Raw genomic sequence first — 13,705 nt, forward strand, 5'->3', positions numbered from 1 at the left:
GCGCGCGGGACGGCGGCGGACGGCAGGACGACGGGGAGGAGATCAGTCATCCGCCCGGCTCAACTCAGGTCGGCCTGAACTTCCTTGATGTCCCAGGGCACCGTCAGCCACGGGCTCTCCGGCTCCGTGCTGAGGAGGTGGTGCACCTCCAGCATCTCCCGGTACCAGTCGCCGAACGTCTCGTCGTCGAAGTGCAGGCAGCGCCCCAGGATGTACCCGGCCGCGAAGTCCGGCCAGGAGACGTACGTCCGGCGCGCCGCCGCGCCCGCCCGCAGCAGCGCCGTCTCCGCCTCATGGGTGTCGCAGTACCGCGCGCCCAGGCCGTCCCGCGCCATGAAGGAGGCGCGCCCGAAGTCCCAGGCCAGGACGGAGCGCACCGACGCGTCCGCCGCCAGGATGCCGTCCGCGCGGAACCGCGCCTCGTACCGCAGGATCCTGCCGATCAGGTCCTGCGCCAGGGTGATGTCCGCGTCCAGGTCGAACTGCGGGGGCCGGCCGGTCTTGTCGACCACCTCGGCGGTACGCGCCAGCAGCACCCGCTCGGAGGTCTCCCGCCACTTCACCGCGCCCGGCACCACCCCGTACTCCTGGATCAGCGCGTGCCGCACCCGCAGACAGAACTCCCACGCCGGCGGCGACAACTCGCCGCGCAGCAGGCCCTCCTCAGCCTCCAGCCAGCCCTCCCGGCCGGTGATCCCCCACCAGGTCCTCAGCAGTTCACGGGTCTCGGAGTAGCCGCCGTTCTGCCAGCCGAGCTGGTTCCACAGGGTGCCGTTGTTGACAAGCAGCAGCGCGCCGCAGGCCATGCCGTGCGCCATGGCGTCGGTGCGCGGCCCGGTCCACAGCGTCTTCAGGCGCGGCTCCTCGCGGGCCCGCTTGGCGTGCCGCTTCCACTGCCGCGGGTCGGCCGGTACGAAGGTCTCCACCGGCGTCCCGGGGTTCACCGCCAGCCAGCTGACGGTCTTGGGCCAGGCCTTGGCCAGCGGGCCCAGATTGCCGCGTTCGAAGACCTGGCCCGCCACCGGGGGCGGCAGCATCCCGCGGGTGAAGACGGCCACGCACAGCCCTTCCACCTGGGGATCGCGGAACGGCGCGAAGCGGAACCCGCCCGGCACCGCGTCCACCACTTCCCGCGACATCGGAAAGAACAGGTCGGTGCCCGCCAGCACGTCGAAGAACGCCGGCCAGTCGCCGTTCATCCCGGCCGCGTACAGTCCCGCTTCCACGGTCGTCGGCGGCTGCCAAGGCCCCTGTGGTGTGGCCCCCATACTCCCCATGGGGCCAGACCTTATCGGGCCCGGCCGTCCCCGTGCCGTGCAGCCCGGGGACGGCCCTGCGGTCCCGCGTCAGCCGGACCGGCGCACCCCGGCGGCCAGTTGCCCGGCCAGGGCGCGCACCGCGTCCAGACCGGCTCGCTCGTCGCCCTGGTGGGCCAGCAGTTCCTTCACGAACGCCGTGCCCACGATGACCCCGTCAGCGAAGGCGGCGACCTCGGCGGCCTGCGCCGCGTTGGAGACGCCCAGGCCCACGCACACCGGCAGTTCGGTGCTGGCCCGGGTACGGCGCACCAGGTCGGACGCCTGCCGGCCCACCGACTCGCGGGTGCCGGTGACGCCCATCAGCGAGGCCGCGTACACGAAGCCGCTGCCGGCCGCCGTGATGGTCGCCAGCCGGGCGTCCCTGCTGCTGGGCGCCACCACGAACACGGTGGCCAGGCCGTGGTGCTGGGCCGCCTTGCGCCACACCTCGGACTCCTCCACCGGCAGGTCGGGCAGGATGCAGCCGGCCCCGCCGGCCGCCGCGAGTTCCTCGGCGAACCGCTCGGCGCCGTACCGGTCCACGGGGTTCCAGTACGTCATGCACAGCACCGGTGCCCCGGTGGCTTCGTACACCTCGCGGACCGTGCGCAGCACGCCCTCGATCCGCACTCCTCCGCGCAGCGCGATGTCGTCGGCGGTCTGGATGACCGGACCGTCCAGGACCGGGTCGCTGTGCGGCAGCCCGATCTCGATGACGTCGCAGCCGCCCTCCACCATGGCGATGGCCGCGCGGATGCCGCCGTCGACGGTGGGGAAGCCGGCCGGCAGGTAGCCGATGAGCGCGGCGCGGTCCTCGGCGCGGGCGGCGGCCAGGGTGGTGCCGAGCAGCTCCAGGTTTCCGGTCATGACGCCGCTCCCTCGCTGTCGCCGTTGTCGCCGTCGTAGAGCCCGAAGTAGCGGGCGGCGGTGTCCATGTCCTTGTCGCCCCGGCCGGAGAGGTTGACCAGGATCAGCCCCTCGGGGCCGAGTTCGCGCCCCAGGTCGAGGGCGCCGGCGAGGGCGTGCGAGCTCTCGATGGCCGGGATGATGCCCTCGGTGCGGCACAGCAGCCGCAGCGCGCGCATCGCCTGGTCGTCGGTGACGGGGCGGTACTCGCCGCGCCCGCTGTCCTTGAGGTAGGCGTGCTCGGGGCCGATGCCCGGGTAGTCCAGGCCGGCCGAGATCGAGTACGGCTCGGTGATCTGGCCCTCGTCGTCCTGGAGCACGTACGAGCGGGAGCCGTGCAGGATGCCGGGCTCGCCGGCGGTCAGGGTCGCGGCGTGCTCGCCGGACTCCACGCCGTGCCCGGCCGCCTCCAGGCCGACCAGCCGGACATCGCCGTCCGGGATGAACGCGTGGAAGAGGCCGATGGCGTTGGAACCGCCGCCCACACAGGCGGCCACGGCGTCGGGGAGCCGGCCGGTGCGCTCCAGGATCTGCCGCCGCGCCTCGACCCCGATGACGCGGTGGAAGTCGCGCACCAGGGCGGGGAAGGGGTGCGGTCCCGCGACCGTGCCGAAGAGGTAGTGGGTGGTGTCCACGTTGGCGACCCAGTCGCGGAACGCCTCGTTGATGGCGTCCTTGAGGGTGCGGCTGCCGGAGCCCACCGGGATCACCTCGGCGCCCAGGATGCGCATCCTGGCGACGTTGAGCGCCTGCCGCTCGGTGTCGATCTCGCCCATGTAGATGGTGCAGTCGAGGCCGAACAGGGCGCAGGCGGTGGCGGTTGCCACGCCGTGCTGGCCGGCGCCGGTCTCGGCGATGACCCGGGTCTTGCCCATCCGGCGGGTGAGCAGGGCCTGCCCCAGGACGTTGTTGATCTTGTGCGAGCCGGTGTGGTTGAGGTCCTCGCGCTTGAGGAAGATCCGGGCCCCGCCGGCGTGCTCGGCGAACCGCGGCACCTCGGTCAGCGGCGAGGGGCGGCCGGTGTAGTCGACGAGCAGGTCGTTCAGCTCGGCGGCGAAGGCGGGGTCCGCCTTGGCCTTCTCGTACTCGGCGGCCACTTCCTCGACGGCGGCGCGCAGCGCCTCGGGGATGAAGGTGCCGCCGAAGGCGCCGAAGTACCCCGCGGCGTCGGGGACCGTCCCTTGCGGGTCGGGATGGAAGTACACGTCGGACATGTGTGAGCCCTCCGGGCGTCAGCGACGGAACGGGTGAGGGAGAAACGGGTGGCGGAGGGGAGGGGCGGCACGGCGCAGCCGGGGATCCGGGGTGGACCCGGATCAGGACCCGGCCCGCGGCACGGCCCGCGGGCCGTTCGCGTACAGGTTCGCGACCCCCGGCCCCCGGCCGTGAGTCATCGGAACGCCGCGGGCGCGCCGCGTCGGGGCGGCGCGGTGAACACGCCGCAGCGCCGGTTACGCGACGGCCGCCGGCCCCCGCCGGCCCGGCCATCGCCGCCCGCTGATCTGTCCCGGCTCGCTGCCGATGTGGTACCGCACCCGCCGCCCAAGGATCCGCCGGGCGGGCGCGCGGCAGCCGCGCGGCGCGGCGCCCCGGGCCAGCCGGGGGAAGTCGGTGGGGGTGACGGCGGGCATCGTGATCAGCGCCCGTGCCGCAGCGCGGGGTGCTCGCCGGCCGCCACCAGGTCGGCCACCGCCGTACGCGGGTCGCGCCCAGTCACCAGCGACTCGCCGACCAGTACGGCGTCGGCGCCCTCGTTGGCGTACGCGATCAGGTCGTGCGGCCCACGCACGCCCGACTCGGCGACCTTGATCAGGCGGTCGGGGATCTCGGGGGCGACCCGGGCGAAGGTGCCCCGGTCGACCTCCAGGGTCTTCAGGTTGCGCGCGTTCACCCCGATGATCTTCGCGCCGGCGGCCACCGCCCGCTCCGCCTCGTCCTCGTCGTGCGCCTCCACCAGCGGCGTCAGACCGATCGACTCGGCCCGCTCCACCAGCGACACCAGCGCGTCCTGCTCCAGGGCGGCCACGATCAGCAGCACCAGGTCGGCGCCGTACGCCCGCGCCTCCCACAGCTGGTAGGAGGTGACGACGAAGTCCTTGCGCAGCACCGGGATGTCGACCTTGGCGCGGACCGCCTCCAGGTCGGCGAGCGAGCCGCCGAAGCGGCGCTCCTCCGTCAGGACGGAGATCACCGCGGCGCCGCCCGCCTCGTAGTCGGCGGCGAGCCCGGCCGGGTCGGCGATCGCGGCCAGCGCGCCCTTGGACGGGCTGGAGCGCTTGACCTCGCAGATCACCCGGACCCCGTCGCCGCGCAGGGCGGCGACCCCGTCCCTGGCCGCGGGCGCCTTCGCGGCGCGCTGCTTGAGCTCGTCGAGGCTGACACGCGCCTGCCGTTCGGCGAGGTCCGCGCGTACACCTTCGATGATCTCGTCGAGCACACTCACGCGGCGGCCTCCTGTCGTCAGGGCGGGATCGGGATGGGTCGGACACACCGATGGTATCCGGCTCGGGGCAGAGGTTACGCCCACGGCGGGGGGAGGGGCAGATTGCGCAGCACCGTGAAGGCCGCCATACCTCCCAGCAGCGCCCAGCGGTACGGGGCGGCCGGTACGGGCACCGCCCCCGTTCTGCCGCGCACCTCCCGGACCAGCCACCACAGCAGGGCGACGCCCAGGACGAGCGCGGCGAGCACCACCAGCGCGTTGGACGCGAGCGCCTCCCCCAGCCGGCCGTGCGCCAGGGCGTGGGCGGCGCGCAGGCCCCCGCAGCCGGGGCACTGCCAGCCGGTCAGCGCGGGCAGCGGGCAGGCGGGATAGGGGCTGGAGGGCGCGCCCGGGTCCACCGCGGCGACCACCGCCCAGGCGGCGCCCGCGGTGCCGAGCGCGGCGAGCGGGGCGGCGGCACGCCGCGCCCGGACCCGCACGGTCATGCGGGCTGCGGAACGGACGGTGGGCGGCTGCGCGGAGTCCGGCACCCGCCCAGCATCCGTACCCGGACCGGGACGCGCAACGGCGCGGCGCCGATCGGGGGATCGGTGCCGCGCCGCGAAAAGGTCGCGCCGTGCCGGTCAGCTGCCGGCGGCGGCCGGTGCCGGGGCCGGCTCGTCGGTGCGCTCCGCCGCCGGGGCGGTGCGCTGCGCCGGAAGGGTCTCGGGCTTCTTGCCGTAGCCCGCCGCACGCATGGCCAGCCCGGCGACGACGCCGACGGCGGACAGGCCGACCCACGCGCCCAGGCCCACGAAGGGCTGGCCCGCGACCATGAAGTAACCGCCGACGATCGAGGCGGCGATCATGATGATGACGCCGGTCCAGGCGGCAGGGGTGTTGCCGTGGTCATCGTGGCCCGCCATGCTGATGCTCCTTGTGTTCCTCGGTGGTGGGGTACGCCCGACCGCCATTGTGTCAGGCCCCTCCCGGAGGACGGATGAGGCCCTTGGTCCCGAACGGACGGCCTTAGGTCGTCGGATCCTCGCCCCGGTCCAGGGCCTTCCAGATGTCCTCCGGCCGGTCCGGGTCCACGGCGGTGCGGCGGCCCCGCCGTTCACCGCGCTCGCCCCGTTCACCGCGCTCGTAGCGGCCGGACATCGCCGGCCACTGCCGCCCGTAACTGAGCGCCAGCAGCCCGGCGATCAGCAGCAGCAGCCCGCCGAGCGCCGACAGCCACGGCCAGCCCGTGTGGCTGACGCTCGTCACCGCGGCCTCGGTCAGCCCGAGCGCGTCGGCCGCCGCCCGTTCCAGGGCCCGGGTGTCGGAGGCCCCCACCAGCGCGGCGCCGATCGCGCCGGCCCCGCTCAGCGCGAGGACGGAGGCGACGATCATCCGCCCGGTGCGGCGTACGGCGAACACCGCGACCAGCGACGCGAGCCCGACGAGCGCCAGCGCGCTCGGCAGGTCCGAGACGGCGCTGCCGCTCGCCGTGACGGGCAGTTCGCCGGCGCCGAACCCGGACTGGCTCGCCTCGCCCTCGCCCCAGGTCTGGCCGGCGGCGATCAGGACGATGGCGGCCCCGGCGGCGCCGCTGAGCAGCGCCGCGCCGAGCGCGCGGCGCGGGGCGCGGGTGGGGCTGCTGCTGGCCGGCTCACGAGTCACCTCTCCACGCTACCGCGCAGCTTTGCGGCGGTTCCTACCGCCCTGAGTACCGCCGCCGCCTTGTTGCGGCACTCGGTGTCCTCGGCGACCGGGTCGGAGTCGGCGACCACACCCGCGCCGGCCTGGACGTATGCGGTGCCCTCGCGCAGCAGCGCGGTGCGGATGGCGATGGCGGTGTCCGCGTCGCCCGCGAAGTCGAGATATCCGACACAGCCGCCGTACAGCCCGCGCCGTACCGGCTCCAGTTCCTCGATGATCTGCAGCGCGCGCGGCTTGGGGGCGCCGGACAGGGTCCCCGCCGGGAAGCAGGCGGTGAGCGCGTCGAAGGCGGTGCGGTCGGGGGCCAGGGTGCCGGTGACGGTGGAGACGATGTGCATGACGTGGCTGTAGCGCTCGACCGTCATGAAGTCGACCACCTCGACGCTGCCGGGGGCGCAGACCCGGCCCAGGTCGTTGCGGCCGAGGTCGACGAGCATCAGATGCTCGGCGCGTTCCTTGGGGTCGCCCAGCAGTTCCGTACCGAGGTCGGCGTCCTCCTGCGGGGTGGCGCCGCGCGGGCGGGTGCCGGCGATGGGGTGCAGCATCGCGCGCCCGTCCTCGACCTTGACGAGGGCCTCGGGGCTGGAGCCGACGATGTCGAAGCCGTCGAAGCGGAAGAGGTACATGTACGGGCTGGGGTTGGTGGCGCGCAGCACCCGGTAGACGTCCAGGGCGCTCGCCTCGCACGGGGTCTCGAAGCGCTGCGAGGGCACCACCTGGAAGGCGTCGCCGGCCCGGATGTGCTCCTTGACGTCCTCGACGGCGGCGCGGAAGTCGGCGCCGCCCCAGTGCGCGGTGTACGGGGGCAGTTCGGAGGGCGGCAGGGGGGCGGCCTCGGCCGGTACGGGGCGGGCGAGGTCGGCGGTCATGGTGTCGAGGCGGGCCACGGCGTCCGCGTACGCCTCGTCGACGCCGCTGGCGCGGTCGTTGTGGTTGATGGCGTTCGCGATGAGCAGCACGGTGCCGTCGCGGTGGTCCAGGACGGCGAGGTCGGAGGCGAGGAGCATGGTCAGTTCGGGCAGGCCCAGCTCGTCGCGGGTGTGCTCGCCGATGCGCTCCAGGCGGCGGACCACGTCGTAGCCGAGGTAGCCGACCATGCCGCCGGTGAACGGGGGCAGGCCCGGCTCGCGCGGGGTGTGCAGCGCGGTGAGGGTGGCGCGCAGGGCGTGCAGCGGGTCGCCGCCGGTGGGGACGCCGACCGGCGGGGTGCCCAGCCAGTGCGCCTGGCCGTCGCGCACGGTGAGGGCTGCGGCGCTGCGGACCCCGATGAAGGAGTAGCGGGACCAGGTGCGGCCGTTCTCGGCGGATTCCAGGAGGAAGGTGCCGGTGCGTTCGGCGGCGAGCTTGCGGTAGAGGCCGATGGGGGTGTCGCCGTCGGCGAGCAGCCGGCGGGTGACCGGGATGACTCTGCGGTCCTTGGCCAGTATCCGGAAGCGGTCGAGGTCCGGCGTTGCCTGGTGCGTCATGGCTGGTGAGCCTACTGCCCGCCGCTGACCGGGAGGGGGTCCGCGTCGAAGCAGGTGCGGTCCCCGGTGTGGCAGGCGGCGCCGACCTGGTCGACCTTGACCAGCAGGGTGTCGCCGTCGCAGTCGAGGGAGACGGACTTGACGTGCTGGTGGTGTCCCGAGGTGTCGCCCTTGACCCAGTAGGCGCCGCGGCTGCGGGACCAGTACGTGCAGCGGCCGGTGGTGAGTGTGCGGTGCAGTGCCTCGTCGTCCATCCAGCCGAGCATGAGCACCTCGCCGGTGTCGTACTGCTGGGCGATGGCGGGGACCAGGCCGTCGGCGTTGCGCTTGAGGCGGGCGGCGACGGCGGGGTCGAGGTCGGATGCGGTGCGGGCCATACCCCTATTGTGCCGGGCGCGGCGCGGTGGATGGCCGGTGTGCGGGAGGGCGTCCTAGTCTGGAGGCATGTCTACCCATGCCAAACGTGAACGACTGGTGCTCGCCGACCTGTTGGAAGAGGCCGGGCCCGATGCCCCGACGCTGTGCGAGGGCTGGAACACCCGTGACCTGGCGGCGCACGTGGTGGTGCGCGAGCGCCGCCCGGACGCGGCGGCGGGCATGGTGATCAAGCCGCTGGCGGCGCGCGGCGAGAACATCCGTACGGAGTTCGCCGCGAAGCCGTACGCGGAGCTGCTGGAGCTGATCCGGTCGGGCCCCGGGCGTACCTCGCCGTTCTCGCTGAAGCCGATCGACGAGGCGGCGAACACGGTGGAGTTCTTCATCCACGCCGAGGACGTGCGGCGGGCGGGGTCCCTGTGGAAGCCGCGGGAGCTGGATTCGGTGTTCACCGAGGCGCTGTGGAAGCGTCTGGAGTCCTCGGCGCGGCTGATGGGCCGCCGGAGCCCGGTGGGCCTGGTCCTGCGGCGGCCGAACGGGCAGACGGTGGTGGCCCAGAAGGGCACGCCGGTGGTCACGGTCACCGGGGATCCGGGCGAGCTGTTGCTGTTCTCCTCGGGCCGGCAGCGGGCGGCGAAGGTCTCCCTGGACGGCGAGGAGGCGGCGGTCCGGGCGGCCGGTACGGCGAAGATGGGCCTGACCGGCTGAGGCGGGGGCGGGGGGTCACCGGGGCGGTGCTGTCACGACGCCACGCCGGCAGCCGCTCGACCATGGGGCGTTCCAGGTCCCGGGCGGGATCGCAGGGTAGCAGCGCGGGCGACGGCGGCGGAGGTGTCATGCGGGGCAGCGCGGCAGCGTACCGCCGTCCTAGAGTGGCGGCATGGCCGATGGCACCGTTCCCGTACTGATCGATGAAGGCGTCGAGTTCCCGGAGCCCGGGGCGGGTGAGCTGTGGGCCGTGGGGGCCGCGGTGGTCAATGAGCGCGGTGAGGTCTTCGCCCAACGGCGTTCGGCTCAGCGCCGGCTGTTCCCCGACACCTGGGATCTGGTGGGCGGCCACGTCGAACCGGGCGAGAGCGTCCTGGCGGCGCTGGTCCGCGAGGTGGCGGAGGAGACCGGCTGGCGGGTGCGCCGGGTGCGGCGCTCCCTGGGGGTGCTGACCTGGGAGGGCGACGACGGTCTCGGCCTGCGGCACGAGGTGGATTACCTGGTGGAGGTGGAGGGGGATCTGTCCGCGCCGCGCCTTGAGTGGTCCAAGCATCCGCGCTACGGCTGGTTCGGCCCGGACCGGCTGGAGGAGCTGAAGGAAAACCGGGCGCCCGAGGAGCAGTTGGTGTACGAGGTGGCGGCCAGGGCGCTGGGGATCGCCCCGTCCTGACCGCACCACCTGCACGTTCCTGTTCGCTCACGTGCGAATGCGTGCAGACGTCTTGACAGTCCGGTGACCGGTTGGCAACACTCCCCGCGAATCAGCAAGCGCTTGCACTGTGTCGTGCGCATGACTAATGAATCGATTCAGATTCGTTGGGTGTGCCACCACGCCCGCATGCGCCGCGCCCCGTACCACCCACCACATAGGAGTGATGATGGGCGGAAGTGCTGCTACACCCACCCCGAGACCCCCGCACGGCCACCGCCACCGCCACAGGCGCGGCCGTGGCCTGCTGCGCACCGTGATCACCTCGGTCGCCGCCGCCGCGACCGCCGTGGTGGGCCTCGCGCTGCCGGGCCAGGCCCAGGCCGCCGAGCCGATCACCGTGTACCTCGCCAGCGACTCCACCGTACAGACCTACGACCCGTACTGGGTCCCCCAGGCGGGCTGGGGCCAGGTCTTCGACCGGTTCTTCACCGATGACGTCACCATCGCCAACCACGCGATCGGCGGCCGCAGTTCCCGCAGCTTCATCGAGGAGGGACGGCTCGACGCCATCCTCGGCCAGATCAAGCCGGGCGACTATCTCTTCGTGCAGTTCGGCCACAACGACGCCACGGTCGACCGGCCCGAGCGCTACACCCCGCCGGACGACTACAAGGAATTCCTGCGCAACGACTACATCCGGGGCGCCAAGGAACGCGGCGCCATCCCGGTCGTCGTCACCCCGGTCTCGCGCCGCTCCTTCAACGCCGACACCGGCCGGTTCAACGTCTCCTTCCCGCAGTACGTGGACCGCGCCATCGCGGTCGCGCAGGAGGAGAACGTGCCGCTGATCGACCTGTCCGCCTCCTCCCGCGCCTACCTGGACGGCATCGGTCCCGAGGAGGCCAAGTCGGTCTTCCTGCACGTCCCGGCCGGCGTCTACCCCAACCGGCCCACCGGCACCGTGGACGACACCCACTTCCAGGAGTACGGCGCCATCCAGATGGCCCGCCTGGTCGCCCAGGACGTCGCCGCCCTCAACACCCCGCTCGCCGGCCGCGTCACCGGCGCCGGCACCCCGGGCGCCGTCCCGGCCAAGCCCGGCGGGCTCGCCGCGCAGAACATCTCCAATCAAGGTGCCCGGCTCACCTGGAACGCGGTGGCCGGCGCCGACATCTACCGGGTCCAGCGCAAGCCGCAGGGCGCACCCGACAGCCAGTACACGCTGGCCACCACCTCCACCCTCCCGCTGGCCGACATCGGCGGCCTGGCCGAGGGCAGCGCCCACCAGGTGCGGGTGATCGCGGTCAACGCCCGGGGCGAGTCGGCCCCCTCCGACCCGCTCACCCTCACCACCCGCTCCGCCGACCACCGTTACGACTTCGGCCCGGTGGGCCAGGTGGTCGCGGCCGGCTACACCGAGGTCAACACCCAGACGCTGTACACCGCGCAGCGCGGCTACGGCTTCACCAGCACCGCCAATGTCATCGACCGCGACCGGGGCGGTGCGCTGGACGCCGTGCAGCGGGACTTCGTCGCGTACTTCGGCGGCACCTACGAGTTCCGGGCCGATGTCCCCAACGGCACGTACTCGGCCACCGTCCACGTGGGCGATCTGCTCGGCTCCGCCCGTACCGTCCTCGCCTTCGAGGGCGTGGACCACGGCCAGGTCTCGGCCGGAACCGGCGCCGTCACCAAGGCCACGTTCAACGGGATCACCGTCACCGACGGGCAGCTGAACGTCACCATCTCCGGTCAGACCGCCCATCTCAACGGACTTGAGCTGACGAAGGTCGGCTGACCCCTTCCCCGGCCAGGCCCGGCTCCCGGCGGCCTCTTTCCGCCGGGGCACGTCACGGGCCGGGCCACCCCACCGACCCCGCGAGAACCTCGCGCCCATCGCACCAAGGAGCAAGGATGGCTTTCCGAGCCGCAACCGTCCGAAGATCCACCCGCACCCTGGCCGTCGCCGGGCTGGCCGCCCTGGCCACCGCCGCGTCGCTGCTGACCGCCCCGGCGGGCACCGCGGCGCCCGCGGGCCGCCCCTCCCCCGCGCCGGTCCGCGCGATGGAGCAGCTGGACCGCGCTCCGGTGGCCGTGCTCACCGAGGACGGCGTGTACGTGGGCTGGCGGATGCTGGGCCTGGACCCGGACCACATCTCCTTCCACGTCTACCGGGACGGCGAGCGCATCACCCGGCAGCCGGTGCGCGGCGCCACCAACTACACCGATCCGCAGGGCACCGCGGACTCCCGCTACCAGGTCGCCGTCGTGCAGGGCGGCAACGGCCCGCGCGGGGAGCGCACCGAGGAGTTCGGCGTCTGGTCGCAGCAGTACCGCGACATCCCGGTCAGCCGCCCGGCCGGCGGGACGACTCCGGACGGCGTGGAGTACACGTACCACCTGGGCGACGCGAGCATCGGCGACCTCGACGGCGACGGCCGGTACGAGATCGTCCAGCTGTGGTCGCCGAGCAACGCCAAGGACAACTCCCACTCCGGGTACACCGGCAATGTCTACATCGACGCCTACACCCTGGACGGCGAGCAGTTGTGGCGCATCGACCTGGGCCGCAACATCCGGGCCGGGGCGCACTACACCCAGCTGATGGTCTACGACCTGGACGGTGACGGGAAGGCGGAGGTCGCGGTCAAGACGGCGGACGGCACCGTCGACGGCACCGGTACGGTGCTCGGCGATCCGGCGGCCGACCACCGCAACTCCGGCGGCTACATCCTGTCCGGACCCGAGTTCCTGACCGTCTTCGACGGCGAGAGCGGCGCGGCCGTGGAGACCGTGGACTACGCGCCGGGGCGCGGCAATGTCGCCGAGTGGGGAGATGGCTACGGCAACCGCGTGGACCGCTTCCTGGCCGGGGTGGCCTACCTGGACGGCGAGCGCCCCAGTGTGGTCTTCGCGCGCGGCTATTACACCCGTACGGTGCTGGTGGCCTACGACTACCGGAACGGCGCCCTCACCGAGCGCTGGACGTTCGACTCGAAGGAGTGGGGCCGCCAGTACGAGGGGCAGGGCAGCCACAGCCTGTCGGTGGCGGACGTGGACGGCGACGGCCGGGACGAGATCGTCTACGGCCAGCTGACGATCGACGACGACGGCACCCCGCTGTACAACACCACGCTCGGGCACGGCGACGCGCTGCACGTGGGCGACTTCGACCCCTCCCGGCCGGGCCTGGAGGTGTTCGCCGCGCACGAGAGCATGTCGGCGTCCGGCAACCGGGGCGCGACGCTCCGGGACGCGGCGAGCGGCGAGATCCTGTACGACATGCCGGCCACCCGGGACATCGGCCGGGGCGCGGTGGGCGACATCGACCCGACCCATCCGGGTGCGGAGGGCTGGGCGGTGACCGCCACCGGGGCATGGAACTCGCGCGAGGGACAGTTGCGCGCCGCGGACGGCACCCTGATCGGCACGGACATCCCGTCGGCCAACTTCATGATCTGGTGGGACGGCGATCCGCTGCGGGAGATCCTGGACCACACCTTCGACGAGGCGAACGACCCGGCCGGTGTGCCGTTCATCGCCAAGTGGGACTGGGAGAACCAGGAGCAGGTGGAGATCTTCCACCCGCAGGGCGTCTACTCCAACAACTGGACCAAGGGCACGCCGGTGATCCAGGCGGACCTGTACGGGGACTGGCGCGAGGAGGTCGTCTACCGGACCCAGGACGACTCCGCGCTGCGGGTGTTCACCACGGTGGAGGAGACGGATCTGCGGCTGCGCACGCTCATGCACGACCCGCAGTACCGGCTGGCGATCGCGTGGCAGAACGTCGCGTACAACCAGCCGCCCCATCCTTCCTTCTTCATCGGGGACGGGATGAGCCGGCCCTCGAAGCCGCGGATCCAGTACGTGGCGGCGCCGAAGGCCCACTGACCGGGCGAACCTCGATCCCCATAACAGCGCAGGTCAGCGCATGAATCACCAGGACCGAACATAGTTCGACCACGGTCCGAAAGCGCCGGGCGGCCCGATCAACGGGCCGCCCGGCCGTGTTCGTACCCCGCCGACGTGACGTCGGCGTTTCCGAAAAGTTATCCGCCGCCCGGTTGCCGGAGCAGGCCCCGGCGGTATTGTAACGATTCACTTCGGGTGTCACCGGGGGCCGGTAAGGCGATCAGAAGCCATTGACACCTCCCGTGGAGTGCCGTTGTGC

13 protein-coding genes are annotated in these 13,705 nt (G+C 72.9%); 4 read left to right on the forward strand and 9 right to left on the reverse strand.

Annotated features, from left to right (window positions below; genetic code table 11):
* Positions 1 to 59: 59 nt before the first annotated feature.
* The 9 genes from SXIM_RS04735 to hisI all read right to left on the reverse strand — a co-directional run bounded on the left by SXIM_RS04735 (position 60) and on the right by hisI (position 8,173).
* Positions 60 to 1,226 carry a DUF1266 domain-containing protein gene (locus tag SXIM_RS04735; RefSeq protein WP_234306909.1) on the reverse strand — a complete coding sequence of 389 codons (1,167 nt, stop codon included), beginning with the start codon at positions 1,224 to 1,226 and terminating at the stop codon, positions 60 to 62.
* Positions 1,227 to 1,346: 120 nt separating this feature from the next.
* Positions 1,347 to 2,165, reverse strand: coding sequence for a tryptophan synthase subunit alpha (gene trpA / locus SXIM_RS04740; RefSeq protein WP_046723031.1), 819 nt, complete (start codon positions 2,163 to 2,165; stop codon positions 1,347 to 1,349).
* A complete protein-coding gene (gene trpB / locus SXIM_RS04745) occupies positions 2,162 to 3,418 on the reverse strand; it encodes a tryptophan synthase subunit beta (RefSeq protein ID WP_030734166.1) in 1,257 nt (418 codons plus the stop codon). Before trpB ends, trpA begins: the two co-directional genes overlap by 4 nt.
* A 422-nt stretch (positions 3,419 to 3,840) precedes the next feature.
* The gene (gene trpC / locus SXIM_RS04755; protein ID WP_046723035.1) at positions 3,841 to 4,647 is read right to left on the reverse strand and encodes an indole-3-glycerol phosphate synthase TrpC; all 807 of its coding nucleotides are present in this window, start codon (positions 4,645 to 4,647) and stop codon (positions 3,841 to 3,843) included.
* Between the two features lie 74 nt (positions 4,648 to 4,721).
* Complete coding sequence (locus SXIM_RS04760; protein ID WP_046725434.1) at positions 4,722 to 5,132, reverse strand: DUF2752 domain-containing protein; 411 nt, start codon at positions 5,130 to 5,132, stop codon at positions 4,722 to 4,724.
* 138 nt (positions 5,133 to 5,270) lie between these two features.
* A complete protein-coding gene (locus SXIM_RS04765; RefSeq protein ID WP_030734175.1) occupies positions 5,271 to 5,552 on the reverse strand; it encodes an HGxxPAAW family protein in 282 nt (93 codons plus the stop codon).
* Positions 5,553 to 5,655: 103 nt separating this feature from the next.
* Positions 5,656 to 6,291, reverse strand: coding sequence for a TIGR02234 family membrane protein (locus SXIM_RS04770; protein WP_030734178.1), 636 nt, complete (start codon positions 6,289 to 6,291; stop codon positions 5,656 to 5,658).
* Entirely contained in the window at positions 6,288 to 7,796 is a 1,509-nt protein-coding gene (locus SXIM_RS04775; protein WP_030734181.1) for an anthranilate synthase component I, read from the reverse strand. Before SXIM_RS04775 ends, SXIM_RS04770 begins: the two co-directional genes overlap by 4 nt.
* An 11-nt stretch (positions 7,797 to 7,807) precedes the next feature.
* A complete protein-coding gene (gene hisI / locus SXIM_RS04780; protein WP_030734184.1) occupies positions 7,808 to 8,173 on the reverse strand; it encodes a phosphoribosyl-AMP cyclohydrolase in 366 nt (121 codons plus the stop codon).
* 67 nt (positions 8,174 to 8,240) lie between these two features.
* On the opposite strand from hisI, the gene SXIM_RS04785 reads away from it, so the two are divergent.
* The 4 genes from SXIM_RS04785 to SXIM_RS04800 all read left to right on the forward strand — a co-directional run bounded on the left by SXIM_RS04785 (position 8,241) and on the right by SXIM_RS04800 (position 13,425).
* On the forward strand, positions 8,241 to 8,879 hold the full coding sequence (locus SXIM_RS04785; protein WP_030734187.1) for a TIGR03085 family metal-binding protein: 639 nt from the start codon (positions 8,241 to 8,243) through the stop codon (positions 8,877 to 8,879).
* 172 nt (positions 8,880 to 9,051) lie between these two features.
* Positions 9,052 to 9,549: an NUDIX hydrolase gene (locus tag SXIM_RS04790; RefSeq protein WP_030734190.1), complete on the forward strand. Its 498-nt coding sequence runs from the start codon at positions 9,052 to 9,054 to the stop codon at positions 9,547 to 9,549.
* A 295-nt stretch (positions 9,550 to 9,844) separates the two neighbouring features.
* Positions 9,845 to 11,329, forward strand: coding sequence for a GDSL-type esterase/lipase family protein (locus tag SXIM_RS27250; RefSeq protein ID WP_052385331.1), 1,485 nt, complete (start codon positions 9,845 to 9,847; stop codon positions 11,327 to 11,329).
* Positions 11,330 to 11,445: 116 nt separating this feature from the next.
* Positions 11,446 to 13,425 (forward strand): rhamnogalacturonan lyase, encoded by a 1,980-nt coding sequence (locus SXIM_RS04800; RefSeq protein WP_046723037.1) that lies wholly within the window; start codon positions 11,446 to 11,448, stop codon positions 13,423 to 13,425.
* The last annotated feature ends 280 nt before the right edge of the window (positions 13,426 to 13,705 follow it).

Origin of the sequence: Streptomyces xiamenensis (assembly GCF_000993785.3) — a bacterium.
Classification (GTDB): Bacteria; Actinomycetota; Actinomycetes; order Streptomycetales; family Streptomycetaceae; genus Streptomyces; species Streptomyces xiamenensis.

What these genes read in the sequence shown, in the direction of transcription:
- trpA (WP_046723031.1), bottom strand. Translation starts at nt 2,165, where the DNA reads ATGACCGGAAACCTGGAGCTGCTCGGCACCACCCTGGCCGCCGCCCGC.
- trpB (WP_030734166.1), bottom strand. Translation starts at nt 3,418, where the DNA reads ATGTCCGACGTGTACTTCCATCCCGACCCGCAAGGGACGGTCCCCGAC.
- SXIM_RS04760 (WP_046725434.1), bottom strand. Translation starts at nt 5,132, where the DNA reads ATGACCGTGCGGGTCCGGGCGCGGCGTGCCGCCGCCCCGCTCGCCGCG.
- SXIM_RS04765 (WP_030734175.1), bottom strand. Translation starts at nt 5,552, where the DNA reads ATGGCGGGCCACGATGACCACGGCAACACCCCTGCCGCCTGGACCGGC.
- SXIM_RS04775 (WP_030734181.1), bottom strand. Translation starts at nt 7,796, where the DNA reads ATGACGCACCAGGCAACGCCGGACCTCGACCGCTTCCGGATACTGGCC.
- hisI (WP_030734184.1), bottom strand. Translation starts at nt 8,173, where the DNA reads ATGGCCCGCACCGCATCCGACCTCGACCCCGCCGTCGCCGCCCGCCTC.
- SXIM_RS04785 (WP_030734187.1), top strand. Translation starts at nt 8,241, where the DNA reads ATGTCTACCCATGCCAAACGTGAACGACTGGTGCTCGCCGACCTGTTG.
- SXIM_RS04790 (WP_030734190.1), top strand. Translation starts at nt 9,052, where the DNA reads ATGGCCGATGGCACCGTTCCCGTACTGATCGATGAAGGCGTCGAGTTC.
- SXIM_RS04800 (WP_046723037.1), top strand. Translation starts at nt 11,446, where the DNA reads ATGGCTTTCCGAGCCGCAACCGTCCGAAGATCCACCCGCACCCTGGCC.